21 protein-coding genes and 1 pseudogene are annotated in these 25879 nt (G+C 65.8%); 7 read left to right on the top strand and 15 right to left on the bottom strand.

What is annotated here, in order from left to right; all coding sequences use genetic code 11:
* Window positions 1-3 precede the first annotated feature (3 nt).
* From KGR00_RS15420 to KGR00_RS15385, 8 genes are all read right to left on the bottom strand, one after another.
* Window positions 4-1446 (bottom strand): NAD(P)(+) transhydrogenase (Re/Si-specific) subunit beta, encoded by a 1443-nt coding sequence (locus tag KGR00_RS15420; RefSeq protein WP_224419560.1) that lies wholly within the window; start codon window positions 1444-1446, stop codon window positions 4-6.
* 16 nt (window positions 1447-1462) lie between these two features.
* Window positions 1463-3034, bottom strand: a complete 1572-nt coding sequence (locus tag KGR00_RS15415) for a Re/Si-specific NAD(P)(+) transhydrogenase subunit alpha (RefSeq protein WP_224419559.1) — start codon at window positions 3032-3034, stop codon at window positions 1463-1465.
* Window positions 3035-3560: 526 nt separating this feature from the next.
* Window positions 3561-4160 carry an isochorismatase family protein gene (locus KGR00_RS15410; protein ID WP_162500931.1) on the bottom strand — a complete coding sequence of 200 codons (600 nt, stop codon included), beginning with the start codon at window positions 4158-4160 and terminating at the stop codon, window positions 3561-3563.
* A 146-nt stretch (window positions 4161-4306) separates the two neighbouring features.
* Complete coding sequence (locus KGR00_RS15405) at window positions 4307-5020, bottom strand: glucosaminidase domain-containing protein (RefSeq protein WP_224419558.1); 714 nt, start codon at window positions 5018-5020, stop codon at window positions 4307-4309.
* 300 nt (window positions 5021-5320) lie between these two features.
* The gene (htpG, locus tag KGR00_RS15400; RefSeq protein ID WP_129142105.1) at window positions 5321-7219 is read right to left on the bottom strand and encodes a molecular chaperone HtpG; all 1899 of its coding nucleotides are present in this window, start codon (window positions 7217-7219) and stop codon (window positions 5321-5323) included.
* Window positions 7220-7318: 99 nt separating this feature from the next.
* Complete coding sequence (locus tag KGR00_RS15395; protein WP_224419557.1) at window positions 7319-7768, bottom strand: PaaI family thioesterase; 450 nt, start codon at window positions 7766-7768, stop codon at window positions 7319-7321.
* Window positions 7758-8252 carry a PaaI family thioesterase gene (locus tag KGR00_RS15390; RefSeq protein ID WP_129142107.1) on the bottom strand — a complete coding sequence of 165 codons (495 nt, stop codon included), beginning with the start codon at window positions 8250-8252 and terminating at the stop codon, window positions 7758-7760. Before KGR00_RS15390 ends, KGR00_RS15395 begins: the two co-directional genes overlap by 11 nt.
* Window positions 8253-8338: 86 nt before the next feature.
* Window positions 8339-8683 (bottom strand): DUF1232 domain-containing protein, encoded by a 345-nt coding sequence (locus KGR00_RS15385; protein ID WP_224419556.1) that lies wholly within the window; start codon window positions 8681-8683, stop codon window positions 8339-8341.
* Between the two features lie 102 nt (window positions 8684-8785).
* On the opposite strand from KGR00_RS15385, the gene KGR00_RS15380 reads away from it, so the two are divergent.
* Window positions 8786-10735, top strand: coding sequence for a transglycosylase SLT domain-containing protein (locus KGR00_RS15380; protein WP_224419555.1), 1950 nt, complete (start codon window positions 8786-8788; stop codon window positions 10733-10735).
* Window positions 10736-10805: 70 nt separating this feature from the next.
* Here the strand turns inward: KGR00_RS15380 and KGR00_RS15375 are convergent, their stop codons facing one another.
* Both KGR00_RS15375 and KGR00_RS15370 read right to left on the bottom strand, forming a co-directional pair.
* Window positions 10806-10919 carry a 30S ribosomal protein THX gene (locus tag KGR00_RS15375; protein ID WP_129142110.1) on the bottom strand — a complete coding sequence of 38 codons (114 nt, stop codon included), beginning with the start codon at window positions 10917-10919 and terminating at the stop codon, window positions 10806-10808.
* 82 nt (window positions 10920-11001) lie between these two features.
* Window positions 11002-12699, bottom strand: a complete 1698-nt coding sequence (locus tag KGR00_RS15370) for a DEAD/DEAH box helicase (RefSeq protein WP_129142111.1) — start codon at window positions 12697-12699, stop codon at window positions 11002-11004.
* A 483-nt stretch (window positions 12700-13182) separates the two neighbouring features.
* On the opposite strand from KGR00_RS15370, the gene KGR00_RS15365 reads away from it, so the two are divergent.
* Both KGR00_RS15365 and KGR00_RS15360 read left to right on the top strand, forming a co-directional pair.
* Window positions 13183-13632 carry a YaiI/YqxD family protein gene (locus KGR00_RS15365; RefSeq protein ID WP_129142112.1) on the top strand — a complete coding sequence of 150 codons (450 nt, stop codon included), beginning with the start codon at window positions 13183-13185 and terminating at the stop codon, window positions 13630-13632.
* Between the two features lie 22 nt (window positions 13633-13654).
* A pseudogene (locus KGR00_RS15360) lies at window positions 13655-13792 on the top strand (DUF188 domain-containing protein); the annotation flags it as partial.
* A gap of 128 nt (window positions 13793-13920) precedes the next feature.
* Here the strand turns inward: KGR00_RS15360 and KGR00_RS15355 are convergent.
* Window positions 13921-14925 (bottom strand): glutathione S-transferase family protein, encoded by a 1005-nt coding sequence (locus KGR00_RS15355; RefSeq protein ID WP_224419554.1) that lies wholly within the window; start codon window positions 14923-14925, stop codon window positions 13921-13923.
* Window positions 14926-14961: 36 nt separating this feature from the next.
* Window positions 14962-15915: a LysR family transcriptional regulator gene (locus tag KGR00_RS15350; RefSeq protein WP_224419553.1), complete on the bottom strand. Its 954-nt coding sequence runs from the start codon at window positions 15913-15915 to the stop codon at window positions 14962-14964.
* A gap of 99 nt (window positions 15916-16014) precedes the next feature.
* Between KGR00_RS15350 and KGR00_RS15345 the strand changes: the two genes are divergently transcribed.
* Together KGR00_RS15345 and KGR00_RS15340 are read left to right on the top strand one after the other, a co-directional pair.
* Window positions 16015-16857, top strand: coding sequence for a pirin family protein (locus KGR00_RS15345; protein ID WP_224419552.1), 843 nt, complete (start codon window positions 16015-16017; stop codon window positions 16855-16857).
* Window positions 16858-17059: 202 nt separating this feature from the next.
* Window positions 17060-18775 (top strand): peptidoglycan DD-metalloendopeptidase family protein, encoded by a 1716-nt coding sequence (locus tag KGR00_RS15340; protein WP_224419551.1) that lies wholly within the window; start codon window positions 17060-17062, stop codon window positions 18773-18775.
* An 81-nt stretch (window positions 18776-18856) separates the two neighbouring features.
* On the opposite strand, the gene KGR00_RS15335 is transcribed toward KGR00_RS15340, so the two are convergent.
* Entirely contained in the window at window positions 18857-20071 is a 1215-nt protein-coding gene (locus KGR00_RS15335; RefSeq protein ID WP_224419550.1) for a CmpA/NrtA family ABC transporter substrate-binding protein, read from the bottom strand.
* A gap of 9 nt (window positions 20072-20080) precedes the next feature.
* Entirely contained in the window at window positions 20081-20662 is a 582-nt protein-coding gene (locus tag KGR00_RS15330) for an ANTAR domain-containing protein (protein ID WP_224419549.1), read from the bottom strand.
* 370 nt (window positions 20663-21032) lie between these two features.
* Between KGR00_RS15330 and KGR00_RS15325 the strand changes: the two genes are divergently transcribed.
* Together KGR00_RS15325 and KGR00_RS15320 are read left to right on the top strand one after the other, a co-directional pair.
* Window positions 21033-22385 (top strand): MFS transporter, encoded by a 1353-nt coding sequence (locus KGR00_RS15325; protein WP_224419548.1) that lies wholly within the window; start codon window positions 21033-21035, stop codon window positions 22383-22385.
* Between the two features lie 276 nt (window positions 22386-22661).
* A complete protein-coding gene (locus KGR00_RS15320; protein ID WP_224419547.1) occupies window positions 22662-23684 on the top strand; it encodes a sugar ABC transporter substrate-binding protein in 1023 nt (340 codons plus the stop codon).
* A 143-nt stretch (window positions 23685-23827) separates the two neighbouring features.
* Here the strand turns inward: KGR00_RS15320 and KGR00_RS15315 are convergent, their stop codons facing one another.
* Entirely contained in the window at window positions 23828-25336 is a 1509-nt protein-coding gene (locus KGR00_RS15315; RefSeq protein ID WP_129139953.1) for an NCS1 family nucleobase:cation symporter-1, read from the bottom strand.
* Window positions 25337-25879 lie beyond the last annotated feature (543 nt).

The raw sequence follows: 25879 nt of genomic DNA, 5'->3' as shown, positions 1-25879 counted from the left end.
CGATCAGTCGATCAGCGGAATCAGCGAATCGATGCTCGAACGGGCATCGCCGTAGAGCATGCGCGTGTTCTCCTTGAAGAACAGCGGATTCTCGATGCCCGAGTAGCCGGTACCCTGCCCGCGCTTGCAGACGAAGACCTGCTTGGACTCCCAGACCCTGAGCACCGGCATGCCGGCGATCGGGCTGTTGGGGTCCTCCTGGGCGGCCGGATTGACGATATCGTTGGAGCCGATGACGATCACCACGTCGGTCTCGGCGAAGTCGTCGTTGATCTCGTCCATCTCCATCACGATGTCGTAGGGAACCCGAGCCTCGGCAAGCAGCACGTTCATGTGGCCCGGCAGGCGTCCCGCCACCGGGTGGATGCCGAACCGCACTTCCTTGCCGGCGGCGCGCAGCTTGCGGGTCAGGTCGCTGACTGCGTTCTGCGCCTGGGCGACCGCCATGCCGTAGCCGGGCACGATGATCACGCTGTCGGCATCGTTGAGCGCGCTGGCCACGCCGCCCACGTCGGTGGCTACCATCTCGCCCTCGATCTCCGCGGCCGGCCCCTTGCTGCCGCCGAAGCCCCCCAGAATCACGCTGACGAAGTTGCGGTTCATCGCCTTGCACATGATGTAGGAGAGGATCGCCCCGGACGAACCGACCAGCGCGCCGGTGACGATCAACAGATCGTTGGAGAGTGTGAAACCGATCGCCGCCGCGGCCCAGCCGGAGTAGCTGTTGAGCATCGACACCACCACCGGCATGTCGGCGCCGCCGATGCCCATGATCAGGTGGTAACCGATGAAGAAGGCCAGCAGCGCGATCAGCAGCAGCGTCCAGAAACCCGCGCCGTTCAGATAGGCGATCGCCAGCAACAGGGAAAGGATCGCCGCCCCGGCGTTGAGCGCGTGCCCGCCCGGCAGCTTGTGCGGCTTGCCGTCGACCTTGCCGGCCAGCTTGCCGAATGCCACCACCGAGCCGGTGAAGGTCACCGCGCCGATGAACACGCCCAGCACGGCCTCGACCTGCAGGAAGGTCAGCTCGGCCGACGTCTTGTGCGCCAGCAGCGCGGCGAAGGCGGAGAATCCCTCGGTGCTGCGCTCGGCGATCTGGGCGGCCAGCACCCGGCGGCGCTCCAGATCGGCGTTGAAGCCGATGAACACCGCCGCCAGACCGACGAAGCTGTGCAGCGCCGCCACCAGCTGCGGCATCTCGGTCATGGCGACCTTCCTGGCCACGTAGGTGCCGATCACCGCGCCGATCAGCATCATCGGCAGCATCCACCAGTAGCCGCCGATGTTCGGCCCCAGCGCGGTGAACACCACCGCCACGGCCATGCCGACGATGCCGTACCACACCGCCCGCTTGGCCTTTTCCTGGTTGCTCAGCCCCCCCAGCGAAAGGATGAACAGTACACTCGCCGCGATCGCCGCGGCAGAAACGAACTCGTGTCCCAACATGTCGTGTCTCCGCGGTTCAGGACTTCTGGAACATGGCCAGCATCCGGCGTGTCACCAGGAAGCCGCCCACGATGTTGATCGATGCGATCAGCACGGAAATGCCCGCCAGCAGGCCGACCAGCCAACTGCCGGAGCCGATCTGCAACAGCGCGCCGAGGATGACGATCCCGGAAATGGCATTGGTCACCGCCATCAACGGCGTGTGCAGTGAATGGCTGACGTTCCAGATCACCTGGAAACCCACGAAGCACGACAGGGCGAAGACGATGAAGTGCTGCATGAACGACGCCGGGGCCACCAATCCGAGCAGCCACATCAGCACCCCGCCGACGGCGAGCAGGGTGACCTGACGCTTGGTCTGGGCGACGAAGGCGGCGTGTTCGGCGGCCTTCTTCTCCTCCGCCGTCGGTTCCTTCTCTTTCGCCTTGGGCTTGGCGGCACCGATCGCCTTGACCTTGGGCGGCGGCGGCGGGAAGGTGATCTCGCCCTGGTGGGTCGCCGTGGCCCCGCGTATCACGTCGTCCTCCATGTCGTGGACGAGCGTGCCATCCTTCTCCGGCGTGAGATCGGTGAGCATGTGCCGGACGTTGGTGGCGTAGAGCAGCGACGCCTGGGTGGCCATCCGCGACGGGAAGTCGGTGTAGCCGACGACGATCACGCCGTTGTCGGTGACGATGCGCTCGTCGGGCACGGTCGCCTCGCAGTTGCCGCCCTTCTCCGCGGCCAGATCGACGATCACCGAACCCGGTCGCATCGCCTCGACCATGTCCTGGAGCCACAGCTTGGGCGCCGGCTTGCCGGGGATCAGCGCGGTGGTGATGACGATGTCCACCTCGGGCGCCTGCTCGCGGAACAGCGCCAGCTGCTTCTCGCGGAACTCGGGGCTCGAGGGCTTGGCGTAGCCGCCGCTTTCGGAGCCGTCCTCGCTGTCCTCGAAGTCGAGGAACAGGAATTCCGCCCCCATCGACTCGATCTGTTCGGCGACCTCGGGGCGCACGTCGAAGGCACGCACCACGGCACCCAGGCTGGTTGCCGTGCCGATCGCGGCGAGCCCCGCCACCCCGGCGCCAACGATCAGTACCTTGGCCGGCGGCACCTTGCCCGCGGCGGTGACCTGGCCGGTGAAGAAACGCCCGAACTGGTTGCCCGCCTCGATCACCGCCCGGTAGCCGGCGATATTGGCCGTGCTCGACAGGGCGTCCATCTTCTGGGCACGGGAGATGCGCGGCACCATGTCCATGGCGATGACCGTGGCGCCCCGGGCTTTGCAGCGCTCGAGCATCTCCTCGTTCTGGGCCGGCCAGAAGAACGAGATCAGGGTCTGTCCCTCGTGCAGGCGGTCGGCTTCCTCCTCGGAGGGCTCGCGCACCTTGATCACCACGTCGGCCGTCTCCCAGAGCGCCTCGGCGCTCTCGACGACCTCGACGCCGGCCTCGCGATAGGCGGCATCGTCGAAGCCGGCGGCGCTGCCCGCGCCGGCTTCGATGAGGCACTCGTGACCCAGCTTCTGGATATGACTGGCGCTCTCCGGCGTCAGCGCGACACGCGCCTCGCCCCGGGCACGCTCCTTGGGTGCACCGATCTTCATGACACGCTTCCCTCCCCTGGACGGTGGTCACCTTCCCGAACGGCAATGACCTGCTTGGCCGAGTGCAGTCTGGCGACCGGACCCGGCTCCCTCGAAAGTCGAACGTCGAGCATCAGTTGCGACTCCTTGCTGGTTGGCATTTTTCTGGCGCCCTCCCCGTTAGCGACGGCGAAAGGTACGACCCGATGGTCGTGAAAGCCCTCGTCTCATCGACAATCTGGAGAGCGACGAATCGTGGTCAAGCGACGCATGGTCCCCCAGTCTTTTGGCAAACGCGGCAAAGATCAATATCCGCCCCCAAAAAAACCATCATAATCATCGACTTATGCCATGCATAAAGCAGTACTTATGCTCAAACCAAGAATTAAATATCTGTTTTTATAGAGAAAATTGGAAATATCAAACCTGTGGTTTCGATTATGAATGGCATAAGTAATCGGTTATTCCTGCTGGCACGCCGCGGCAATCGTGACGCCGATCCCTGACTTCGGCCTCCGGCAAGCCGGCTCGAATTCGCCGCGATTCCTCAAAAAAGACGGATCACGTCATGCGTGCTGAGCACGTTTCCGCAATGCGCATCGAGCAGGACCATGCCGAACTCGTGTACCGCTTCGGCACTCCAGTGGGTGCCGTGACGATCGGTCAATTCGAAGTCGGCACAGGCGTCCTCGACGATCGTCACCGCGAAGTCCAGACAGGCCGCGTGGGTGGCCGTGGCATTCACCGCCCGCGAGGTGGCCACACCCGCCACGACCAGACGCGAGACACCGTGACGGCGCAGCCAGGTTTCCAGGCCGGTACCCACGAAGGCGCTCTCGACGTACTTGGTGACGATGCGCTCCCCCTCATGGGGCATCACGCAGGGCTTGAAGGCGGCACCGGCGTTGCCGGGATACAGCGGCGAGGCATGCAACCGGGCATGGTGACGAACATGGGTCACCAGGCCATCGCCACCCCGCCAGCAGGCCAGCAATTCGCTGAGATGATCTTCCAGGGCAGGATTGTTGCGCCGCCCCCAGTAGGCCGTGTCGTCGATCCCCCGCTGCACGTCGATCAACACCAGCGCCGTTCCCCCGTCGCGGGCATCGGCGGGACGCAAGTGGGCTGCACCATGGGAAAAGGGCATCGCGCGGGCTCCTGAAGCGAACGCATGTCCACTCAGCATAGGTGTCCGCGCAAGGATTCGCTTGCCACGCTCGGCCAATCGACATAGCGACGGAAAAACGCCCCCGCCGCGGCGGACCGTGACGGGGGCGTACCGCGGACTGCCGATCAGACGGTGTCGTCGCGGCGATGACGCTCGATCAGCGAATCGTTGCTGCGCAGCAGCCCGAGCAGCACGTCCTGATAGTCGTGGCGGGTGGCATAGCCATCGAGCGCGCCGACCAGGGACTCGGCGGTGACCTCCCGCCCCTTGGCGATCAGCCGGGCGCGCAACTGACGCAGGCCGGCGTAGGCCTGGTGCGTGTTGAGGTTGCGCAGGTAGCTGCGCACGGCGTCCTGAACGCTGGCGAAGACCTGGTAACCGCGCCCGCTGCCCCGCTGTTCGAGCCCGCAATCGGCGCTGAAACAGCGCATGCCGAAGAGATTGTTGCCCTGGCGGGCAAACCGCGAGGTGCCCCACCCCGACTCCTCGACCGCCTGGACCACCACCAGCGCCACCGGCACCGGGGCGACCCGGGTCAACAGCGTTGCATCGGGCTTGCCGCGACACTCGACGTCGTAGGCGCGGCACAGGTCGTTCAAGGCGGCTCGCTGACTCTCGCCTTGCGGCCCGCCCTGGGCCTCGAGCCCGGCGAGGAAGGCCCGCTGCTCGGCAATCCGGGCATTCTCGGCCTCGACGATGGGCACCACCAGCTCGAGAAACGCCTGCTTGCGCGCCGGCCCCGCCGGATAGCTGCGCAGGTCGGGAAGTTCGGTGATCAGGGTCTCCTCGAAAGCGGCGGCGGAGCCAGGCGAGAGCGACGTTTCGCTCGGGGCTGCCATCTTGTCGCTCGAGGCTGCGGTCGGGAGGGGTCTCGTTTCCGATGCCGGCTCGGCGTGAGCCATCATGGGAAAGGAAGCAACGCCGATACCGAGACACATCATCAAGGCTAGCGGGGATGTGACTCGCGGACGTCGCCGGAAGGGACGACATCGACGCATGACGATGATTCTCCAGAGGAAAACAGTCACCAGCCGCTCCGAGAGCCGCTGGACCCGTTTGCTGCATCGCCGTATAAAACGACAAAACCCGCCGGCCAGTCAAGGCCGACGGGTTAGCGATGGCTCACAGGCCGAGACCGTTCAGGCGGTCAGCAGCCCGTTGAGACGCTTGACATAGGCCGCCGGGTCGTCGAGGTGACCGCCCTCGGCGATGATCGCCTGATCCAGCAGGATGTGCGCCAGATCGGCAAAGCCCTCGCCGTCGGTCGCCTCGAGACGCGACACCAGGCGGTGCTCGGGATTGAGTTCGAGGATCGGCTTGACCTCGGGCATCGGCTGGCCGGCGGCTTCCATGATGCGCCGCATCTGGAAGCCCATCTCGTGCTCGGAGAGCACCACGCAGGCCGGCGAATCGGTCAGGCGATGGGTCACGCGAACTTCCTGGACACTGTCGCCCAGGGCGTCCTTGACGCGCTTGACCAGATCTTCCTTGGCCTTGGCGGTCTCTTCCTGGGCCTGCTTCTCTTCCTCGCCCTCGATGTCGCCGAGATCGAGATCGCCCTTGGCGATATCGACGAAGGCCTTGCCGTCGTACTCGGTGAGATGGCTCATCAGCCACTCGTCGATGCGATCGTGGAGCAGCAGCACCTCGACGCCCTTCTTGCGGAAGATCTCCAGATGCGGGCTGTTCTTGGCCGCATTGAAACCGTCGGCGACGATGTAGTAGATCTTCTGCTGGCCTTCCTTCATGCGCGAGACATAGTCGGCCAGCGACTGATCCTGCACCGCGGTATCGGTATGGGTGGTCGAGAAGCGCAGCAGCTCGCTGATCTTGTCGCGATTGGCGTAGTCTTCCGCCGGGCCTTCCTTGAGCACGCTGCCGAAGGCGTTCCAGAACGTCTGGTAGGCGTCCTTGTCCTTGGCCAGTTTCTTGAGCATGTCCAGCGCGCGCTTGGTCAGCGCCGACTTCATCTTGTCGACCTGCGGGTCCTTCTGCAGCAGCTCGCGGGAGACGTTGAGCGACAGGTCCTTGGTGTCGACGATGCCCTTGACGAAGCGCAGGTAGAGCGGCAGGAACTGCTCGGCATCTTCCATGATGAACACGCGCTGCACGTACAGGCGCACTCCCCGGGCGCCGTCGCGCTCGTAGAGATCGAACGGCGCGCGCTCCGGTACATAGAGCAGGCTGGTGTACTCGAGCTTGCCCTCGACCTTGTTGTGGCTCCAGGTCAACGGGTCGCTGAAATCATGGGCGATATGCTTGTAGAACGCCTTGTACTCGTCGTCGTCGATCTCGCTCTTGGGCCGCACCCACAGCGCCTGGGCCTCGTTGACGGTCTCCCAGGTGGTGACCTCGCTGCCCTCGATCTCGTTGCCGTCGTCGTCCTTGGCGGTCTCGGTCTTGGGCATGCGCACCGGCACGTCGATGTGATCCGAGTACTTGCGCACCAGGTTGCGCAGCCGGAAGTCATCGGCGAATTCCCGGGCGTCTTCCTTGAGATGCAGGACGATCTCGGTGCCGCGTTGCGGCTTGTCGACGTCGGCGACGGTGAACTCGCCCTCGCCGCGCGAACGCCACTCGACACCGCTGTCGTTGCCGGCGCGACGGGTGCGCACGGTGACCTCGTCGGCGACGATGAAGGCGGAATAGAAGCCCACCCCGAACTGACCGATCAGCTTGGCATCCTTCTGCTGCTCGCCGGAGAGCTGCTTGAGGAATTCCGCCGTCCCGCTCTTGGCGATGGTCCCCAGATTGGCGACCACATCGTCGCGGGTCATGCCGATGCCGTTGTCGCGCACGGTGACGGTGCCGGCTTCGGCGTCATGCTCGATCTCGATGCGCAGGTCGCTGTCGCCTTCGTAGAGGGCATCGTTGTCGAGCGCCTGGTAGCGCAGCTTGTCGGCGGCATCCGCGGCGTTGGAAATCAGCTCGCGCAGGAAGATCTCCCGGTTGGAATACAGGGAGTGGATCATCAGATGCAGCAGCTGCTTGACCTCGGTCTGAAAACCCAGCGTCTCTTCATGGGTGGCGGTGGTCATGGTGTCGGGCCCCTCATGGTGTTGAAAACGGTACGCCCGGGATATGGGGTTTCCGGTCGGCTTTTCAAGCACCTGGCGTCATCGGTGAGGCTCTCCCCCTCACCCCGCCGGGGGCGGGTCGCTCAGCAGGAAATGCATGCGCGCCGTGGCCACCGGCTTCGCCGGGTCGTCCTGCCAGGCGAGAGCACGGACGTTGGCCAGACGCCGGCCCTCGCGGACCAGCAGGCACTCGGCTCGGGTCGCTACCGGAGCGGCACTGCGCAGATAATCGATGGAGAAGTCGATGATCTTGGGCAGTCGCGTACTGCGCGCCTCGCGCATCAGCGCCAGGGTGCCGGCGGTTTCCAGAAACGCCGCCACCACGCCGCCGTGCAATGCCGGCACCAACGGATTGCCGATGTTGTGCGGATGCGGCGCCAGGACGAACTGCAGCGTGTTCTCCGCTGCCTCGACCGTGATGCCGAGATGCCTCGCATAGGGGATGTCGTCGACCAGCGCCTGCAGGTCGTCGTCCTGACGAAGGCGCCGGAACCAGTCGTCACGATTCATCGGTGCCCTCCCCGGCGAACAGGGCCTCGGCCAGCCCCGCCGGCGTGTTGCGTTCGCCGAGACGCACGAAGTTGGCCGTGCAGCGGGCCACCGGTCGCGCCGCGTCCTGCCACAGGCGGCCTTCGGTGAAGACCACCGAGTCGGTGATGTGCACGACCCGCGCCGCGCCGAACAGGTCCTCGCCGGCGACGGCCGGACGCAGATGGTCGATGCGCAGGTCGAGGGTCGGACACACCTCCGGCCGCGGCAGACCGCACAGCACGCTGGCCCCGCACAGGGTATCGAGGGTCATGCTCAGCACGCCGCCATGGATCAGGCCGCGTACCGGGTCGCCCAGCAGCACCGGCTGCCAGGGCAGGCGCACGCGCACCTCGGGGGGCTCGACGGCCTCGACCGTCAATCCCAGGTCGCGGGTGTGCGGCACGGCGGTCACGAAGCGTGCGATGGCGCGCTGCCAGTCGACGTCCGAGGTGGGTCCGGCCATCGTTCAAACCCTCGTTTGAATTCAGCACTAACGATAGCTCGTCGAAGGGCGTCGGACCATCCGACGTTTGGACCGGAACCGGGCTCTCAGCGGTCGTCGGGCGGGCGCCGGTCAGGCAGATCGACGCCCTTCCAGCGGCGATAGTCGGTGAGCGCCGCGTCGACGCGGGTGAGCAGCCAGCCGACGATCACCACGTCGTCGACCACCCCGATCAGCAGCAGAAAGTCGGGAATCAGATCGAGCGGCGACACCAGATAGACGACCGCCAACGCCATCCAGCCGAAGGCCGGCCACGGCACCGGACGATAGCGGCCGCGCATCACGTCGGCACACATCGGGGCGAACAAGCGCATGGCGCGCCCGATGTGCGACAGCGCCCGGCCGCGTTTTTTCAGCCGGGCGGCGATGTTCCATCCCTTGAAGGCGCCCATGTGCTCTCCTGTCGTCGTCGTGCGACACTACTCAAGATCGCACGTATCGGCGAGGATGAAGCAGATCGCAACCGATAGGCAAGCACCGAGGAGGAGCCGTCGATGCCCCTTCGAGTTCCCCGTCATGGACTCGCCCTGCTGAGCGCGCTGATGATCAGCCTGCCGGCTTCCGCCGCCGCCGACGAGACCGATGATCGCGCCCTGCGCGACGCCCTGAACGCCGCGCGCCACCACCAATGGAACCGGATCGACGAATCGGCCATCGAAGGACACGTCCTCGCCGGTTACGTCGAGTACCATCGCCTGCGTACCCGCCTGCCCGATGTGTCGCCGGACGAGATCAACGCCTATCTGGCCCGCAATGCCGGGTCACCGCTGGCCGCCTGGATGCGCGGCCTCGCCGAAGTGGCCTACGGCAAGGCGGGTCGCCTCGACGACCTGCTGGCGGTCAGCGACGGCGAACCCAGCGGGACGATCCGCCAGTGCTACTACTACACCGCCCTGCTCGACCGGGCCCCCGACGAGGCGGCCGAGGGCGGCCGCGCCCTGTGGCTCACCGGCCATTCACAGCCCAGCGAATGCGACACGCTCTTCGATACGCTGCGTCGCCGTGGCGAGATCGCCGGACCCCAGATCTGGCAGCGCCTGCTGCTCGCCTGGGAGAACGGCGAGAGCGGCCTGATGGCCTACCTGGAGCGCCAGCTGCCCGCCGGCTGGGGCCAGGCCGAGGCCGCCCTGGAGCGGCTGCGCAAGGATTACGCGGCGATCACCCAGGTGCCCCGCGACGTCGGGCCCCGGGGCGCCAGCGGGCCGCTGTTCGCCGCGGCGATGCATCAGTTCACCCGCGCCGATACCGAAGCGGCACTGGAGGCATGGCGCAAGGTCGGATCGCACCTGACCCTCGACGACGATCGCCGCCACGCCGTCGAGAAGGACCTGGCGTTCTACTCGATGGTCCGCGAGATCCCCAACAACCGGGGCTGGGTCGATGACGTACTGCCCCGGCTGAACGACCCCGATCTCTACGAGCTGCGCGTGCGCCGCGCGCTGGCCGAGCGCGACTGGCAGGGGGTGATCGACTGGGTCCATCGAATGCCCGATGACCCACGCCAGGACGCCCGCTGGCAGTACTGGCTGGGTCGGGCCCTGGCCGAACTGGGCGACTCGCAGACCGCCCGCAAGGCCTACGCCGCCGCGGCCGACCAGCGCAACTTCTTCGGTTTCGCCGCCGCCGACCGGCTCGGCCAGCCCTACGATCTCAACCGGGCACAGGCCACGTTCAACGACGCCTACCGTCAGGAGGTCGCCAACTGGCCGGTGGTCCAGCGCACCGAAGCGCTGATGCGCATCGGCGAGCCGGGGCTGGCCCGCAGCGAGTGGTATTACGCCTCGCGCAAGGCCGATGCCCCCGAGGCGCAGGCGCTGGCCGACTATGCGCTGCGCCGGGGCTGGTACGCGATGGTCGTCCAGACCACCATTCTCTCGCAGCAGTGGGACGCCCTCGACTGGCGCTTCCCGCCCGCCTATCGCGAGAGCTTCCAGCGCTGGGCCAAGCAGGCCGACGTCGACCCGTACCTGCTGATGGGGATCGCCCGCCGCGAGAGTGCCTTCAATCCGCAGGCCCGCTCGCCGGTGGGCGCCCGGGGCCTGATGCAACTGATGCCGGCCACCGCGCGCCACGTCAGTCAACGTCACGGCTTCGACGCCCCCGATACCGAGCAACTGTATACCCCGGAGACCAACATCAAGCTGGGCAGCCAGTACATCCGCGAGATGCTCGATCGCTACAGCGGCAATCGGCTCGCCGCGGTGGCCGCCTACAACGCCGGCCCGGGCCGCGTGGATCGCTGGCTGCGCGACGCGCCACAGGCCTTCGACCTATTCGTCGAGAGCATTCCCTATCACGAGACCCGCCAGTACGTGCAGGCCGTACTCGCCTACCGGGTGATCTTCGAAAGCCTCGCCAAGGGGGGCGACACCCGCAACGTCGCCCTGCTCGATGCCGCGGAGCGCCAGCCCCGCTACGATGCCTCGCTGCTGGCCCGCAACTGAGGCGCGACATCGCCACGCAAAAAGACGGGGGCGGCCATTCGGCCGCCCCCGTTCTTGTCACTTCACCGTCTCAGAAGCCGCGCTGCTTGTAGCGCTGCGCCTTGCGGCTCGTCTGCGGGCGCCGGCGCCCGTAGCTGCCATTGGCGATCTTGCCGCGACGGCTGCGCTTGTCTCCTTGGGCCATGTTCACCTCCTGGCTATCGGCACATGTCATGTCGAATCGTCAGTGTGGTGAACACGCGCCCGCAGGGTCAAGCCTGCGTCGTTCAGGCCCGCGAGCGACGCGGCAGCGGGTCATCGCCGCTGCTGCGCCGACGTGCCGGGCGCTCCGGGGCACCGCGATCCTCGGCGATCTCCAGGGGGCGACCGGCGACGCGGGCGCGCGCCATCTTGGCGAGAATCGACGTCGGCAGGCTGCTCGGCAGCTCGACCACCGAAAAGGCATTGCGGATGTCGATGCGACCGATACGCCCGCCCTCGATACCGCCTTCGTTGGCCAGCGCGCCGACCAGTTGGCCGGGCTTGACGCCATCCTTGTGGCCCACCGACACCCGATAGCGGGTCATGCCCTCGGAGGGGCCGCTGTCGCGGCGGCGCGGCGGCTTGCCGTCGCGCGGCGCGGCCTTGCGCTCGCCCGGCTTGGGCAGACGCCCGATGGGGGCCTCGTCGCCACGTGCCAGCGCCGCGAAGACGCAGGCCAGCTCGAGCGGATCGTGGCCCTCGGCGACCAGGCGCTCGATCAGTGCGCGCTGCTCGTCGGCACCGGCGGTCAGCGCCGCCAGCGCACGCTCGCGGAAACGCTCGTCGCGATGGGCGCGGATCGCCGCTTCGTCGGGCAGTTCGGTGTCGGCCATGGTCTGGCCGGTGGCCTGCTCGAGCCAACGCACCTTGCGGGTCTCGCGAACGCCGGCGAAGGTGATCGCCACCCCCGAGCGACCGGCACGGCCGGTGCGGCCGATACGGTGCGTGTAGGCTTCGCTGTCCTGCGGCAGGTCATAGTTGACCACGTGCGTGATACGCGGCACGTCGAGGCCACGCGCCGCCACGTCGGTGGCGACCAGCACGTCGATCTTGCCCTTCTTGAGCCGCGCCACGGTACGCTCGCGCAGGCTCTGGTCGAGATCCCCCGACAGCGCCGCGGCATTGATGCCGCGTGCGGAGAGCTGCTCGACCAGCGTGGTGCAGGCGGCACGGGTCCGCACGAAGACGATCGCCGCATCCACCGGCTCGACCTCGAGGATACGCGACAACGCTTCCAGCTTGGCGGCACCGTCGACGCGCACCAGACGCTGCTCGATGCTTTCGGCGGTGCCCGCGCGAGCCTCGATGGCCACCTTGACCGGATCGACCAGATAACGGTTGACGATGCGTTCGATCTCCGCCGGCAGTGTCGCCGAGAAGAAGACCCGCTGGGCGTCGCTGGGGGTATCGGCGACCACGCGCTGGACGTCGTCGATGAAGCCCATGCGCAGCATCTCGTCGGCCTCGTCGAGGACCAGCGCCGACAGTCCTTCGAGCTTGAGGCTGCCGCGATCGAGGTGATCGATCACCCGGCCGGGGGTACCGACGATGATCTGCGCGCCACGCTTCAGGGCGCCAAGCTGTTCACGGTAGTCCTGGCCGCCGCACAGGCTGGCGACTTCCAGACCGGACAGGTTCTGGCCGTACTTGCCGAACGATACGGCGACCTGCTGGGCCAGTTCACGGGTAGGCGCGAGCACCAGCACCTGGGGCTCGCGACGACCGAGGTCGAGGCGGCTGAGCAGCGGCAGGGCGAAAGCGGCGGTCTTGCCGGTTCCGGTCTGGGCCTGGCCCAGCATGTCCCGCCCTTCCAGCAGGGCCGGGATGGTCTGCGCCTGAATCGGCGAGGGTGTTTCGTAGCCCAGCGTCTCGAGAGCGGAGAGAACGGCAGGCACGAGTGCCAGGTCGCCGAAGCTCGGCGAGGCAACAGAAGTCGAGGTCATATCACACCTTGAATGGCCGGCATCGATGCCGGCGGAAAATGTCGTGGTGCCTTGCCGCTTCCGCTTGCCTGACGCCTGAGGCGGGCAACTTGACATGGCACCGGGTCGCGCTCGGCCGAACGACGCTATCGTCCGGCCCGCTCCTGCGTCCTGTCCGCTTGACGACCGCCATTGCGGGTGTACCGGCTGGCGGACAGTGTGGCGACCTCATCGATGCCGAACCGCTGGGCAGCGGCGGCATTCCATCAATGCACCCAGGCACGAAATCGTCGACTCTTCAACGAGCCGTCGGTGCGCCTTGCGAGAGAACGTCCCCAGCCGTCGAGGCTGCATTCGGGGAATCATTCAACAGGATGGTGGGGTCAACACATGCGAGGAAATGGCATACTACCATCGTCGAGGGCCACTTGCCTACGCTTTTTCCATTTCGTTCAGTCAATCGCCGGCCCAGCGAACGGAGCCGGCCATTTCTTGGGGAACCGCATGCCGAATCTCTGGGTCGATGCCGATGCCTGTCCACGCGCTGCACGCGACATCCTGATCCGCGCCGCCGAACGCACCGCCACACCGACCTGGCTGGTCGCCAACCATACCCTGCCGCTGCCCCCCTCGCGCTGGGTCAAGGGGCTATCCGTCGCCAGCGGCTTCGATGCCGCCGACCACGAGATCGTCCGCCGTATCGCGCCGGGCGACCTGCTCGTCACCGCCGACCTGCCGCTGGCCATGGAGGCACTCGACAAGGGCGCTAGCGTGATGACCAACCGCGGCGAGTCGCTGACCGCGGACAACATCCGCGCCCGGGTACAGATGCGGGATTTCATGGAAACCCTGCGCGCCAGCGGCGAGCATACCGGCGGCCCCAAGAGTTACTCGGACGTCGACCGCCGCGAATTCGCCAATGCCCTGGACCGATGGCTGGCCAAGAATCGCTGATCCGGCGTTTCGCATCTGCAGGCAGATGCGGCTGACAAGGTTTGGCATGGAAACCCTGCGCGCCAGCGGCGAGCATACCGGCGGCCCCAAGAGTTACTCGGACGTCGACCGCCGCGAATTCGCCAATGCCCTGGACCGATGGCTGGCCAAGCAGAAATAAGAAGGAAGAAGGAAGAAGGAAGAAGGAAGAAGGAAGAAAAGCCAATGTGCCCTATTCTTCCAGGCACGAAACGCCGATCTTCTCTCTTCCAGGCGCGGAGCGCCGTTCTTGCCTCTTCCGGCTCGGCGTCAGTGCTTCTCGCGCACGCCGCGCCCCGGCAGGCGCTCGCGGTCGTGCGGCCGGTCGAGTTCGAGTAGCGGCCCCTTGGGAACGATGCGGGTCGGGTTGATGGTGTCGTGGCTGTAGTAGTAGTGGCGCTTGATGTGCCCCAGGTCGACCGTCTCGGCGATGCCCGGCCATTGATACAGCTCGCGCAGGTAGTTGGACAGGTTCGGATAGTCCTCGATCCGCCGCAGATTGCACTTGAAATGGCCATGATAGACCGCGTCGAAGCGCGCCAGCGTGGTGAACAGGCGGATGTCGGCCTCGGTGAGCCACTCGCCGGCCAGATAGCGCTGCTCGGCGAGCCGGGCCTCCATGCGATCCAGGGCCTCGAACAGCGCCGTGACGTGCTTCTCGTAGACGGCCTGCTCGGTGGCGAACCCTGACTTGTAGACGCCGTTGTTGATGTGGTCGTAGACATCAGCGTTGACCGCGTCGATGGTCTCGCGCAGATCCGCCGGGTAGAAGTCCAGGTGGTTGCCGGTGAGATGATCGAAGGCGTCGTTGAACATCCGCACCAGGTCCGCGGACTCGTTGCTGACGATGCGCCGCTCGCGCTTGTCCCACAGCGCCGGCACCGTGACCCGGCCGGTATAATGCGGGTCGGTCAGGGTATAGAGCTGGTAGTGGTAATCGACGCCGTTGACCGCATCGCCGCTCGAGCCTTCGCTGGTGTCGTAGGTCCAGCCGTTGCCCAGCATCAGCGGGCTGGTATGCGAGACCCCGATCAAGGGCTCGAGCTGCTTGAGCTTGCGCAGGATCAGGGTGCGGTGCGCCCAGGGGCAGGCCAGCGAGACGTAGAGATGGAAGCGATCCCCGGCCGCCTCGACGCCGGGCTGGCCATCGGGACCGGGCCCGCCGTCGCGGGTGACCCAATCGCGCAACTTGGCGGATTCCCGCACGAACTCCCCGCCGTGGGACTCGGTGTCGTACCACTGGTCGTGCCAGCGTCCGTCGATCAACAGGCCCATGATGTCGCCTCCTCGTGTCTACGATGATGTCGAGGCTCAGGATAAATCGATTTCATCGACGTTGCCGCGCAATGTTTGCCCATCTTCATTCGATATAATCGAACTTCGGCAGGCCAATACCGCCCGATGCAAGGCCCGGGCCATGGCATGTGTCGCCGGACCGGCACGATCGCGATCCTGGAAGATCAACTGCATGGGCACTTCGCGCTCGCCGCCGGCCGCCAGGGGCAACGGTACCAGGCGGCCTGTATCGAGGGCTTCGCGAATGCGCGTTTCCGGCAGCCAGGCGAATCCCAACCCGCGCTCCAGCATGTCCTGCGAGGTGGCCAGATGGCTCACCGTCCAGCGCTGCTCGGCCTTCAGCCAGCCGGCGTCCATCGACTGGCGCAGCGCCGAGTCGCGCACGACCAATTGCCGATGCCGAGTCAGGTCGCGCAGATCCAGTTCACGGCCGAGCCTATGCAAAGGATGCGAGGGATGGGCCACGGCGATGAAGCGCAGCGTCACCAGCGGCTCGCCGAGGAAGCCCTGCGCGGCGAGCCCGGAGATCACCAGATCGGCCCGCCGGTCGTAGAGCATCTCCACCCCGCCGTTGAGTACCGTCTCGTGCAGCTGCACGCGCACGTGCGGATAGTCGTCGGAAAACTGCTGGAGCGCTTCGGCCAGTGCATCGGGGGGAAATATCTGGTCGACCGCCAGCGCCACCTCGGCCTCCAGCCCGGTCGCCAGACTCGCCGCCACGTCCTCGATTGCCGCGGCGTTCTCGATCAGTTGCCGGGCCCGGCGCAGCAGCATCTCGCCGGCCTCGGTGAGCCTGACCTGTCGGCCCACCGGCTCGAGCAGCGCCACACCGAGCTGCGCCTCCAGCTTGTGGACGGCATGATTGAGGGTCGAAGGGCTCTTGTGCACGACCTCGGCGGCACGGGCAAAACCGCCATGGTCGATGACGGCCGCCAGCATCTGCCATTGGGCCAGGGTGACGCGTGACATTTCGTTTTCCTCGAAAGGTATCGGCAAAACTATGCGCTTAACCTTCGAAAAAATCGTCCTACAATCGAAATCAGTCAAGTCACGATCAGGAGTTTCGCCATGTCCGCTCGTACCATCGAACGTCTCGTCACCAGTCATCCCAGCCAGGACGGCGACGGCGTCAAGATCTCGCGTATCCACGATTTCGGCGGCGGGCTCGACCCGTTCCTGATGCTCGACGAACTGGGCTCCGACCAGCCGGATGACTACATCGGCGGCTTTCCGCCCCACCCGCATCGCGGCATCGAGACCTTGACCTATGTTATCCACGGTGGCCTCACTCATGAGGATCACCTCGGTCATCGCAGCACCATCGGCGCCGGCGATGCCCAGTGGATGCACACCGGACACGGCATCATCCATTCGGAGATGCCCTTGACCGACAGCCAAGGGCTGCACGCCTTTCAGCTGTGGATCAACCTGCCGGCGCGCGACAAGCTGAGCCCGGCGACCTACCGTGACATCCGTCACGCCCAGATGCCGCGCCTAGAGACGCAAGGCGCCGCCCTGGTGGCCCTGGGCGGCGACTGGAGCACGTCCTCGCAGCGAATCAGTGGCCCGCTGGACGCCCTGGCCGGGGAGTCGGGCATCGCCCATGTCACCCTCGAGCCCGGCGCCTCGCTGACCCTCGAGACGGCCGCCCCCACGCTGCTGGTCTACGTCTTCGAGGGCGAGATGCAGGTGGCGGGCAGCCCCATCGGCAGCCAGCGGCTGGCCCGGTTGAGCGGCGGCGACACGCTGACCCTGGACAGTCGCCACGGCGGCCAGGCGCTGCTGCTTGCGGGCCACCCCCATCACGAGCCGATCGCGCATTACGGGCCCTTCGTGATGAATCATCGCGAGGAGCTCGACCAGGCGCTTCGCGACTATCGGGACGGCACATTCGCCGAAAAGGCGCATTGACGAACGGCGTTCGTCTTGTACAGTAAAGGCAAAGGGATTTGCCGCAACCCATCAGTCACAGGGAGTGACAATGAGTAACCTCATGTAGCCGTTGGTGGTCAGCTTAATACCCTGTATGGCCATACAGGGTAGGCATGCCGTAGGGCATGGGTTAAGGTGCATTCGGTTTCTGTCAATCGTCATGCACCCGAGCCCTTTTTATATGTTGCGAATCCTTCATTCGCTGCCCCGCACGCACAAGTTGCTGCTTATTCCCGTTGCCACCATGGTCACCGTGCTGGGCACGCACAAGATTCTTGCCGCATTCGATGACACCGGAAATACCGAGGCCTCCCGTCAAGTCAATCTGGCCGTCGGCATCCCCGCGTCGAGTGACACTTCTGATTCCGTGAACAGCGTGGCGACGGTTTCCGCCACCGAAACGCCACCGGTCGCCGCGCTGCAGCCGGCCGCAGCGAATTCCCCCGACGACGAGATCCCGCTGGCCGACCTGGCCCCGCAGGGCATCGTCGACATCGATTTCATCCAGCAGGCGCAGGCCGCCCAGTTGCCACCGACAGCCGACCCGCTACCGCTGCAGCCGGCCGGCAGTTCCGACGTGGCCCGGGCCGATACCATCGCCTCCCCGGCGTCCATCGGCAACGATGTGCTGCAAGTCGCCCTGCAACTGGCCCGCAGCACACCCACCGACATGGACGGCAGTGACCAGGACGTCTTCTCCTCCGACCCGCTGGTGCTGGACGATGGCGATGTGGACCTGGCCAACGAGCTGGCCGCCAAGGAAGTCTTCGTTCCCCAGTGGGAAACCTACACCGTCCAGCCCGGCGATACCTTTGCGGTGATGGCCCAGCGCACCTTCGGCCTGGGCTACAGCGAGGTCATCGGCCTGCTCGACGAGCTGCCCGACAAGCAGGTCCTGACGCGCTGGCGGGTCGGCGACAACCTCGACTTCAAGCTCGACGAGAACGGCCACCTGCTGGCCCTGCGCGTGATGAAGAACGCCCGCGAGGGCTACCTGATCGAGCGTGACGGCGGCGACGCACCGTTCGACGTCGCCACCGTCGAGAAGGCCACCGAAGCCACCCAGCGGCTGTTCGCCGGTACCGTGAGCGGCAGCTTCGCCGGCTCCGCGGAGGCCACCGGGCTGTCGAACGGCGATGTCGCCGATCTGACCAATCTGCTGGCCAAGAAGATCAACTTCCGCCGCGACGCCCGTCGCGGCGATCATTTCCAGGTACTGGTCGAATCCGACATGGTCGACGGCCAGGCCATGGACTCGCGCATCCTCGCCGCCCATTACGAGGGCCAGCGTACCGACCTCACGGTGGTCCGCAACGACGACGACGATCGTTTCTATACCCCGGACGGCCACAGCCTCGACCCGGCCTTCGACCGCTACCCCTTCAACGGGCATTATCGGATCAGTTCCTCCTTCAACCTGCGTCGCGTCAACCCGGTGACCGGGCGCGTCTCGCCCCACTACGGCACCGACTTCGCCATGCCCCGGGGCACGCCCGTGCGCGCGCCGGCCGACGGCCGCGTGGTCAAGGCCGCCTATCAGCGCGGCGGCGCCGGCAACTACCTGGTGATTCGTCAGGACAACGGCTACAAGACCCGCTACATGCACCTCTCCAAGACCCTGGTCAAGGAGGGGCAGCGCATCCACATGGGCGAGAAGATCGCCCTGTCGGGCAACACCGGGCGCAGTACCGGGCCCCACCTGCACTACGAGATCATCGTCAACAATCGCCCGGTGGATGCCATGCGCGTCAAGCTGCCCGAGAGCAAGAACCTGTCCGGCAAGGCGCTCGCGGCGTTCAAGAAGCAGTCCAAGGAGCTGCTGGCCAAGCTCGAGGATCGCGAGAACGGCCAGCTGGCGAAGGTATCCCCGTCGAAGCATCGTCCCGACGATATCTAACCCCTCGGTTCTGGATGACCAGCACGACGAGGCCCCGCCATGGCGGGGCCTCGTCGTCTCTGCCGCCACGCCACCCTGCAATCAGGCGGTGAACACCTCACCGTCGATGAAGCGGTCCGCCGCCATGGCGATATCGCCACGACTTCCCGGGAGCGTCCAGGGCCCGGCGTGAGCGCCCTCGCCACCCGGTTTGACATCACTGAGCGGGCACGACAGTGCCAGTTCATCCGCCGCCTGGCGGTACAGGTCGGGACGCACGCAGCCCGCGAGGGCCACCTCCAGATCGAGCGACGCGTCCAGGTGTCCCCAGCGCTGCATCTGAGCGGCATACCAGCGGGTCTGCGAGCGCCATGGAAAGTTGGCGGCGTGGCGGTGAAAGAGCGTCCTGCCCGACGACGAAGCCGTCTGAGTCGGCAGTCGCAAGCCCTCCTCGACCACCAGCGGCGAGACGTCCAGATAACCGCCCATGCACAACCGTCGCGCGGCCCGCTCGCGGTGCGCCGGCGTATCATCGAGCCAGGCACAGGCCGCGAGCAGGGCCCTCAGCAGAGCGCGGTGCGTCGCCGGGTAGCGGTCGGCCCAGGCCTCTCGCACACCGAGCACCTTCTCCGGACTGGCGCCCCAGATGGCGAAACTGTCGCACAGCACCACCCCCGAGCCGCGACTGACCGCCAGGCGGTTCCAGGGCTCGCCGACGCAGTAGCCGTCCAGGCGGCCCGCCTCGAGTTGACTGACCATCTGGGGCGGCGGTACCACCCGCAGATCGAGATCGCGATCGGGGTCGATGCCACCGGCGGCCAGCCAGTAGCGCAGCAGATAGCGATGCGACGAGAACGGGTAGACGTTGGCGAAGCGCAACGGTGCCTCGCCGGCCCGTTGGCGCGCCGCGACCACCCGCGCCAGGGCCCGGGCCTGTTCGAGTGGCGCGTCGAGTCCGTGCGGCGCCACGTCGAGCAGGCGCGCATGGAGTTCGGGCGAGACGGTAATGGCGTTGCCACCGAGATTGAGCGTCAACGCCGAGAGCACCGGGGTCGGCCGGCCATCCAGCCCCAGCGTCGACGCCAGCGGCATCAACGCCAGCATCTGGGCAGCGTCGAGCAGCCCCAGTTGCAGGCCGTCGCGCAGACTCGCCCAGGACGACTCGACGACGAGCGTCACCTCGAGCCCCTGCTCGGCGAAAAAGCCCTCCTCGAGTGCCACCACCAGCGGCGCGGCATCGTTGAGCGGCAACATGCCCAGCGTGACTTGCCGCCGCTCGGGCGCGGTGAACGGGCCATCGGCCGGGATCGCGTTCATGCCTGTCTCCTATGATGATTGCCTGCCGGTCGCGGCGAGCAGTTCCCGGGCAAGTTCGTGAAGGGTCATGCGCCGGTTCATGGCCGTCTTGCGCAAATACTGGTAGGCGGCTTCCTCGCCGATGCCGCGGTTTTCCATGATCAGACTCTTGGCCCGGTCGATCGTCCGCCGCTGAGTCAGGGTTTCCTGAGTACGGCTCAATTCGCCCTTGAGCGCGCGATGCGACTCGAAGCTGGCGATCGCCACGTTGACCATCGAGCGCACCAGCGCCGGCATCACGCTGTCGACGACATAGGCGCTGACCCCGGCCCGGGCGGCCTGTTGGGTGAGTTCCGGCGTTTCCTCCTCGGCCAGCATGATCATCGGCTTGGGATAGCGCTTGCCGAGCTGGCCCAGGTGCTCGAGGGTATCGCGCCCGGGCAGCGCCGCGTCGACGATCACCGCGTCCGGCTGCGTGCGCGCCATGGTCGCATAGAGATCGTCCTGCTCGTCGACGATGGTCACCACCTCGAACCCTGCCTCGGCCAGCGCCCGATCGAGCTCCCGGGACCGCTCGGCCTTGGCATCCACGATCAGAATCCTGATTGTCATGCCCCTTCCTCTGCTAGGGATGCCCTGCTTCCTCCGTCCATCCAGTCTTCATGCAGTAATCGCGCCAGCATGTCACCGCCCGATCGGGGCGTCTTATCGGCGCCGGCGTCTCGTCCGGGTGCATCGTTCGGGTGCAACTCCGGTCATGGGTGCCCCAAAGCGGCGCTCCACGACACCGGCGAGAGCCGCTTCGGCCGGCCCAAGCGCTTGAAATATCGCACCTCGCATCGATTGGCACGGCTTCTGCATCGGGGCTTGGCAGACTGACGTGGACCAGGCTTGCCTCGCGAGTACGAGTGCGTCGAACCCGGACCTTCAACGGCGAAGGCCCACGACTCCGTGTTCGAAACCACTCGATGAGGGCTGTCCCATGGACATTCGCAACAAGGCCAACAGGATCCGCCTGTTCAGTCTCAAGACCCCGCAAATGCGCGCCTTCCACCTCTCCTGGTTCGCCTTCCACATCTGCTTCTTCGGCTGGTTCGGCATCGCCCCGCTGATGGCGGTGGTGCGCGACGATCTCGGCCTGACCAAGACCCAGATCGGCAATACCATCATCGCCTCGGTGGCGATCACCGTCATCGTGCGCCTGGCGATCGGTGTGCTGTGCGACAAGATCGGCCCGCGCAAGGCCTACACCTGGCTGCTGTGCCTGGGCTCGCTGCCGGTGATGCTGATCGGTCTCGCCGACAGCTTCGAGAGCTTCTTCCTTGCCCGCCTGGCGATCGGCGCGATCGGCGCCTCGTTCGTGATCACCCAGTACCATACCTCGGTGATGTTCGGCCCCAACGTGGTGGGCACCGCCAACGCCACCACCGCCGGCTGGGGCAACCTGGGCGGGGGCACGACCCAGATCGTCATGCCACTGATCTTCGCCGCGGTGATGATGCTGGGCGTCGAGGAGACCCTGGGCTGGCGCCTGGCGATGGTCGTGCCGGGCATCGTGCTGTTCCTGACCGGCATCGCCTACTACCGCTTCACCCAGGACGCCCCGGACGGCAACTTCAGTGAGCTGCGTGAACGCGGCGAACTGCCGCGCAGCGAACGCGAATACAGCATGCGCAGCACCTTCGGCGCCGCCGCCAGGGATGTCCGCGTCTGGGCCCTGTTCGTGGTCTATGCGGCCTGCTTCGGGGTCGAACTGACCATCAACAACATCGCCGCCATCTACTTCTTCGACAATTTCGAACTCGACCTGGCCACCGCCGGCCTGATCGCCGGCCTGTTCGGCCTGATGAACCTGTTCGCGCGGACACTGGGCGGGGTGTTCTCGGATCTGTTCGCCCGCAATGGCGGCCTCAAGGGACGCGTGCGCTGGCTGTTCATCGCGATGTTCTGCGAAGGCATCGCGCTGATGGGTTTCGCCCAGATGGAGACCCTCGCCGTGGCCATCGGCATCATGCTGGTGTTCAGCCTCTTCACCCAGATGGCCGAAGGTGCCACCTTCGGGGTCGTGCCCTTCATCAACAAGAAGGCGCTGGGAGCGGTGGCCGGCATCGTCGGTGCGGGCGGCAACGCCGGGGCGGTGGCCGCCGGCTTCCTGTTCCGCGCCGAGACGCTGACCTACCAGCAGGGCCTGCTCTACCTGGGCATGGCGGTGATGGTTGCCGCCTTCTTCACCTTCCTGGTGCGCTTCTCACCGCAGGTGCTGGCCGAGGAAGACGCGGCCTACCGCGCGGCCGCCGACGGCGAGGCCGCCCCCGGCGCGTTGTCGCTGCGCTGAATTCCCGATCCTGCCACGCCGGCCCGCTCCGCAACGCTGTTCCACCTGCAGGCGGCGGGCTATCGGTGGCGCTGCGACGCCGACGCCCCGGCACGTGACCGGGCGTCGGCGAACCGGGGTGGTCAAAAAGCACTAGACCTTTGATGCATTTACAGATTTTTCCTCATCTCGCCCAATCGAAAGCACGGCGCACGGTTTCCGGCTTCCCGCCATGCTCGGCCGCGCCGCCGTCATAAAACGATAAAACGCGATTCGCGACGCAGGAGTAGCCCTTCAATGAACAGAATCTGGATCAAAACCCTGGCATCCTGCGGGGCGCTGAGTGCCGCACTACTCGCCTCGCCCGCCCTTGCCAAGGACGTCAGCGCTTGTCTGATCACCAAGACGGATACCAACCCCTACTTCGTGACCATGAAGAAGGGCGCCGAACAGACGGCGAAAGAACTGGGAGTCGATCTGACAACCTATGCCGGCACGTACGACGGCGACAACCAGAACCAGGTCGCCGCCATCGCATCCTGCATCGACGAGGGCGTCGACGGCATTCTGATCACCCCGTCCGATACCAAGGCGATCTTTCCGTCGATCGGCAAAGCGCGTCAGGCCGGGATCATGGTCATCGCGCTCGATACCAAGCTGCAACCGGCCAGCGCGGCCGACGCGACCTTCGCCACCGACAACGTCCAGGCCGGCAAGCTGATCGGCGAATGGGCCAGGAAACGTGTGGACGACGAGAAAGCCCGTATCGCCTTTCTGGATCTGGCCGTCAGCCAGCCGTCGGTGGGCGTGCAGCGCGACCAGGGCTTCATGCAGGGCTTCGGCATCGACGTCAAGGACCCGAACAAATGGGGTGACGAAACCGATCCGCGCATCGTCGGCCACGACGTGAGCTACGGCGCCGAGGATCGCGGGCGCAAGGCCATGGAAAACCTGCTGAAGAAGGACTCGAGCATCAATCTGGTCTATACCATCAACGAACCCGCCGCCGCCGGGGCCTATCAGGCACTCGAGGCGGCCGGCCTGGAGGATCAGGCCACCATCGTGTCCATCGATGGTGGTTGCCCGGGCGTGAAGAACGTTCAGGAAGGCGTCATCGGCGCCACGGCGCAGCAGTACCCGCTGCTCATGGCCTCGAAGGGCATCGAAGCGGTCAAGACCTATGTCGAGACCGGCGAGAAACCCCAGAACAGTCCGGGGCTGGACTTCATCAACACTGGCGTCAACCTGGTCACCGACCACCCTGTCGAGGGCGTCGACTCCATCAGTATCGAGGAGGGTCTCGAACGCTGCTGGGGCTGAACGCCTCGCTCGGACAGAGGATTTTCCCGCCCTTGTCCCGGGAAAAGACGCCCGTCACATGCCCCATCAAGGATATCGACCGTAACCCGCAAGGCAACGCCCGGCTCAGTGCCGGGCGTTGGCGCTTTTACACATCGAAGGGGTCAGGGCTTGGCCTTCTCGGCCACCGCCGGCGGCTCGGCGACGACCGGCCCGGCCAGCCATTGGCTGGCAACGTAGTAGACCACTGCGCCCAGCGCCGAGCCGGTGAACCAGCCGTAGTCGTAGAACCAGGTCCAGGCCCCGGTGGCCAGCGAGAACACCGTCAGCGCCACCGGCACCAGAAAGGCGATGAATCCGGCCGGATTGTAGGCCGGGTACGCCGCGCCGTCCTTGTAGAGGCTGGCGACGTCGAGCCACTGACGCTTGATCAGGAAATAGTCCACCGCCATTATCCCGGCGATCGGCCCCAGCAGGCTCGAATAGCCCAGCAGCCAGTTGGAATAGAGGCTCTCCAGGGTCACCCCGGAATCGATCAGCCCGGCCTTCTGCAGCAGGTCGTAGCCCATCAGCAGCACGCCGACCAGGCCGGTCAGCAAGGTGCCGCGGGTCTGGTTGATCAGCTTGGGAGCGATGTTCTGGAAGTCGTTGGTCGGCGAGACGATGTTCGCCGCGGTATTGGTCGACAGCGTGGCGACGATGATCAGTACCATGGCGATGACCACCCACACGGGGCTGTCGATGTGGCCGATCAGGCTGACCGGGTCGGAGACCGTCTCGCCGACCAGCGAAGCCGAGGCCGCGGTCATCACCACCCCCAGGGCGGCGAAGAAGAACATGGTCAGCGGCAGGCCGATGATCTGACCCACGATCTGGTCCTTCTGGCTCTTGGCGAAGCGGCTGAAGTCGGGAATGTTCAGCGACAGCGTGGCCCAGAAGCCGACCATGGCGGTCAGTCCGGCGAAGAAGTAACCGAACACCGAGGCCCCCTCCGGGCGTGACGGCGGCTGGCTCATCAGCTCGTCGATCGAGACGTGGGGCATCGCCCACACCATCAGCCCGATCCCCACCGCCAGCAGCAAGGGCGCGGCCAGCGTCTCCAGCCACTTGATCGACTCCGCGCCGCGAATCACCACGTAGAGGTTCATCGCCCCGAACAGGAAGAAGCCGATCACCTCGCCGACGCCGTCCAGCGCCCGCCAGGGCGGAAAGATCGCCGACAGCAGCAGGTGGATGGCCAGGCCACCGAACATAGTCTGGATGCCGAACCAGCCACAGCCCACCAGGGCACGGATCAGACACGGCACGTTGGAGCCGCGAATGCCGAACGACGAGCGCAGCACCACCGGGAACGGAATCCCGAACTTGGTCCCCGGAAAGGCGTTGAGGGTCAGTGGCACCAGCACCACGATGTTGGCCAGCAGGATGGTGAGCAGTGCCTCGCCGACGCTGAGACCGAAATAGGCGGTGAGCACGCCGCCCAGGGTATAGGTGGGCACGCAGATCGCCATGCCCACCCACAGCGCGGCGACGTTCCATCGCGACCAGGTGCGTTCCTCGAGGCGGGTCGGCGCGATGTCCTCATTGAAGCGGGAGCTGTCGCGGACGTCTTCGCCGACCTCGAGTTCGACGAGTTCGCCGCGCCGCACGGCACGTGATGTCGCTTCGGTCATTGTTGTTGTCTCCTCGTATGGCTATCCAGTCTCCCCGACGGGGCTGGCATTCGCTTCGCAAGAAACGTGCCCGAATGGCGCGCCGGGTCGATACATTGTTGTCGTTTTCCGCGCCGCCGCGGGTCATCGGCGACACAAGTCATTGTTTTTTCTAACCTCAAAAACCTGCCTCGAGTGTCAGGTTTAAACCCCGCCGCCCCGACAGACCCGTTGCGGAGAAGCCAGGACAGGTATCGAAACACCCTGACACTCTAGTCAATTTCCAAAGTAGTGCACAATCCGCGCAGCCCGGTGCTCAACTGGCGCTCAATACAATCTCAAGATACTGATTAACAAGAAAATATAGAAAACGCAGAATCTAGTGCACGGCATCACCAAACTGGTGAAAGCGCGCCCGAAGAACACTAAACAATTGTTTTTAAAAGCCTCTGAATATTTTTCAAAAAATCCTTGCTAGACATCCTAAACAGCGACTAGCTTCATTCTTATCCTGTCTCTGCTGTCAGGTTTCAGGCAGTCCAACAACAAGACACTCGCAACGAG

It is taken from the genome of Modicisalibacter sp. MOD 31.J (assembly GCF_020147985.1).
Classification (GTDB): domain Bacteria; phylum Pseudomonadota; class Gammaproteobacteria; order Pseudomonadales; family Halomonadaceae; genus Modicisalibacter; species Modicisalibacter coralii.
The sequence above is the reverse complement of the archived record's forward strand: the minus strand, read 5'-3'. Positions and strand labels throughout refer to the sequence as shown.

What these genes read in the sequence shown, in the direction of transcription:
- KGR00_RS15420 (WP_224419560.1), bottom strand. Translation starts at nt 1,446, where the DNA reads ATGTTGGGACACGAGTTCGTTTCTGCCGCGGCGATCGCGGCGAGTGTA.
- KGR00_RS15415 (WP_224419559.1), bottom strand. Translation starts at nt 3,034, where the DNA reads ATGAAGATCGGTGCACCCAAGGAGCGTGCCCGGGGCGAGGCGCGTGTC.
- KGR00_RS15410 (WP_162500931.1), bottom strand. Translation starts at nt 4,160, where the DNA reads ATGCCCTTTTCCCATGGTGCAGCCCACTTGCGTCCCGCCGATGCCCGC.
- KGR00_RS15405 (WP_224419558.1), bottom strand. Translation starts at nt 5,020, where the DNA reads ATGGCAGCCCCGAGCGAAACGTCGCTCTCGCCTGGCTCCGCCGCCGCT.
- htpG (WP_129142105.1), bottom strand. Translation starts at nt 7,219, where the DNA reads ATGACCACCGCCACCCATGAAGAGACGCTGGGTTTTCAGACCGAGGTC.
- KGR00_RS15395 (WP_224419557.1), bottom strand. Translation starts at nt 7,768, where the DNA reads ATGAATCGTGACGACTGGTTCCGGCGCCTTCGTCAGGACGACGACCTG.
- KGR00_RS15390 (WP_129142107.1), bottom strand. Translation starts at nt 8,252, where the DNA reads ATGGCCGGACCCACCTCGGACGTCGACTGGCAGCGCGCCATCGCACGC.
- KGR00_RS15385 (WP_224419556.1), bottom strand. Translation starts at nt 8,683, where the DNA reads ATGGGCGCCTTCAAGGGATGGAACATCGCCGCCCGGCTGAAAAAACGC.
- KGR00_RS15380 (WP_224419555.1), top strand. Translation starts at nt 8,786, where the DNA reads ATGCCCCTTCGAGTTCCCCGTCATGGACTCGCCCTGCTGAGCGCGCTG.
- KGR00_RS15375 (WP_129142110.1), bottom strand. Translation starts at nt 10,919, where the DNA reads ATGGCCCAAGGAGACAAGCGCAGCCGTCGCGGCAAGATCGCCAATGGC.
- KGR00_RS15370 (WP_129142111.1), bottom strand. Translation starts at nt 12,699, where the DNA reads ATGACCTCGACTTCTGTTGCCTCGCCGAGCTTCGGCGACCTGGCACTC.
- KGR00_RS15365 (WP_129142112.1), top strand. Translation starts at nt 13,183, where the DNA reads ATGCCGAATCTCTGGGTCGATGCCGATGCCTGTCCACGCGCTGCACGC.
- KGR00_RS15355 (WP_224419554.1), bottom strand. Translation starts at nt 14,925, where the DNA reads ATGGGCCTGTTGATCGACGGACGCTGGCACGACCAGTGGTACGACACC.
- KGR00_RS15350 (WP_224419553.1), bottom strand. Translation starts at nt 15,915, where the DNA reads ATGTCACGCGTCACCCTGGCCCAATGGCAGATGCTGGCGGCCGTCATC.
- KGR00_RS15345 (WP_224419552.1), top strand. Translation starts at nt 16,015, where the DNA reads ATGTCCGCTCGTACCATCGAACGTCTCGTCACCAGTCATCCCAGCCAG.
- KGR00_RS15340 (WP_224419551.1), top strand. Translation starts at nt 17,060, where the DNA reads ATGTTGCGAATCCTTCATTCGCTGCCCCGCACGCACAAGTTGCTGCTT.
- KGR00_RS15335 (WP_224419550.1), bottom strand. Translation starts at nt 20,071, where the DNA reads ATGAACGCGATCCCGGCCGATGGCCCGTTCACCGCGCCCGAGCGGCGG.
- KGR00_RS15330 (WP_224419549.1), bottom strand. Translation starts at nt 20,662, where the DNA reads ATGACAATCAGGATTCTGATCGTGGATGCCAAGGCCGAGCGGTCCCGG.
- KGR00_RS15325 (WP_224419548.1), top strand. Translation starts at nt 21,033, where the DNA reads ATGGACATTCGCAACAAGGCCAACAGGATCCGCCTGTTCAGTCTCAAG.
- KGR00_RS15320 (WP_224419547.1), top strand. Translation starts at nt 22,662, where the DNA reads ATGAACAGAATCTGGATCAAAACCCTGGCATCCTGCGGGGCGCTGAGT.
- KGR00_RS15315 (WP_129139953.1), bottom strand. Translation starts at nt 25,336, where the DNA reads ATGACCGAAGCGACATCACGTGCCGTGCGGCGCGGCGAACTCGTCGAA.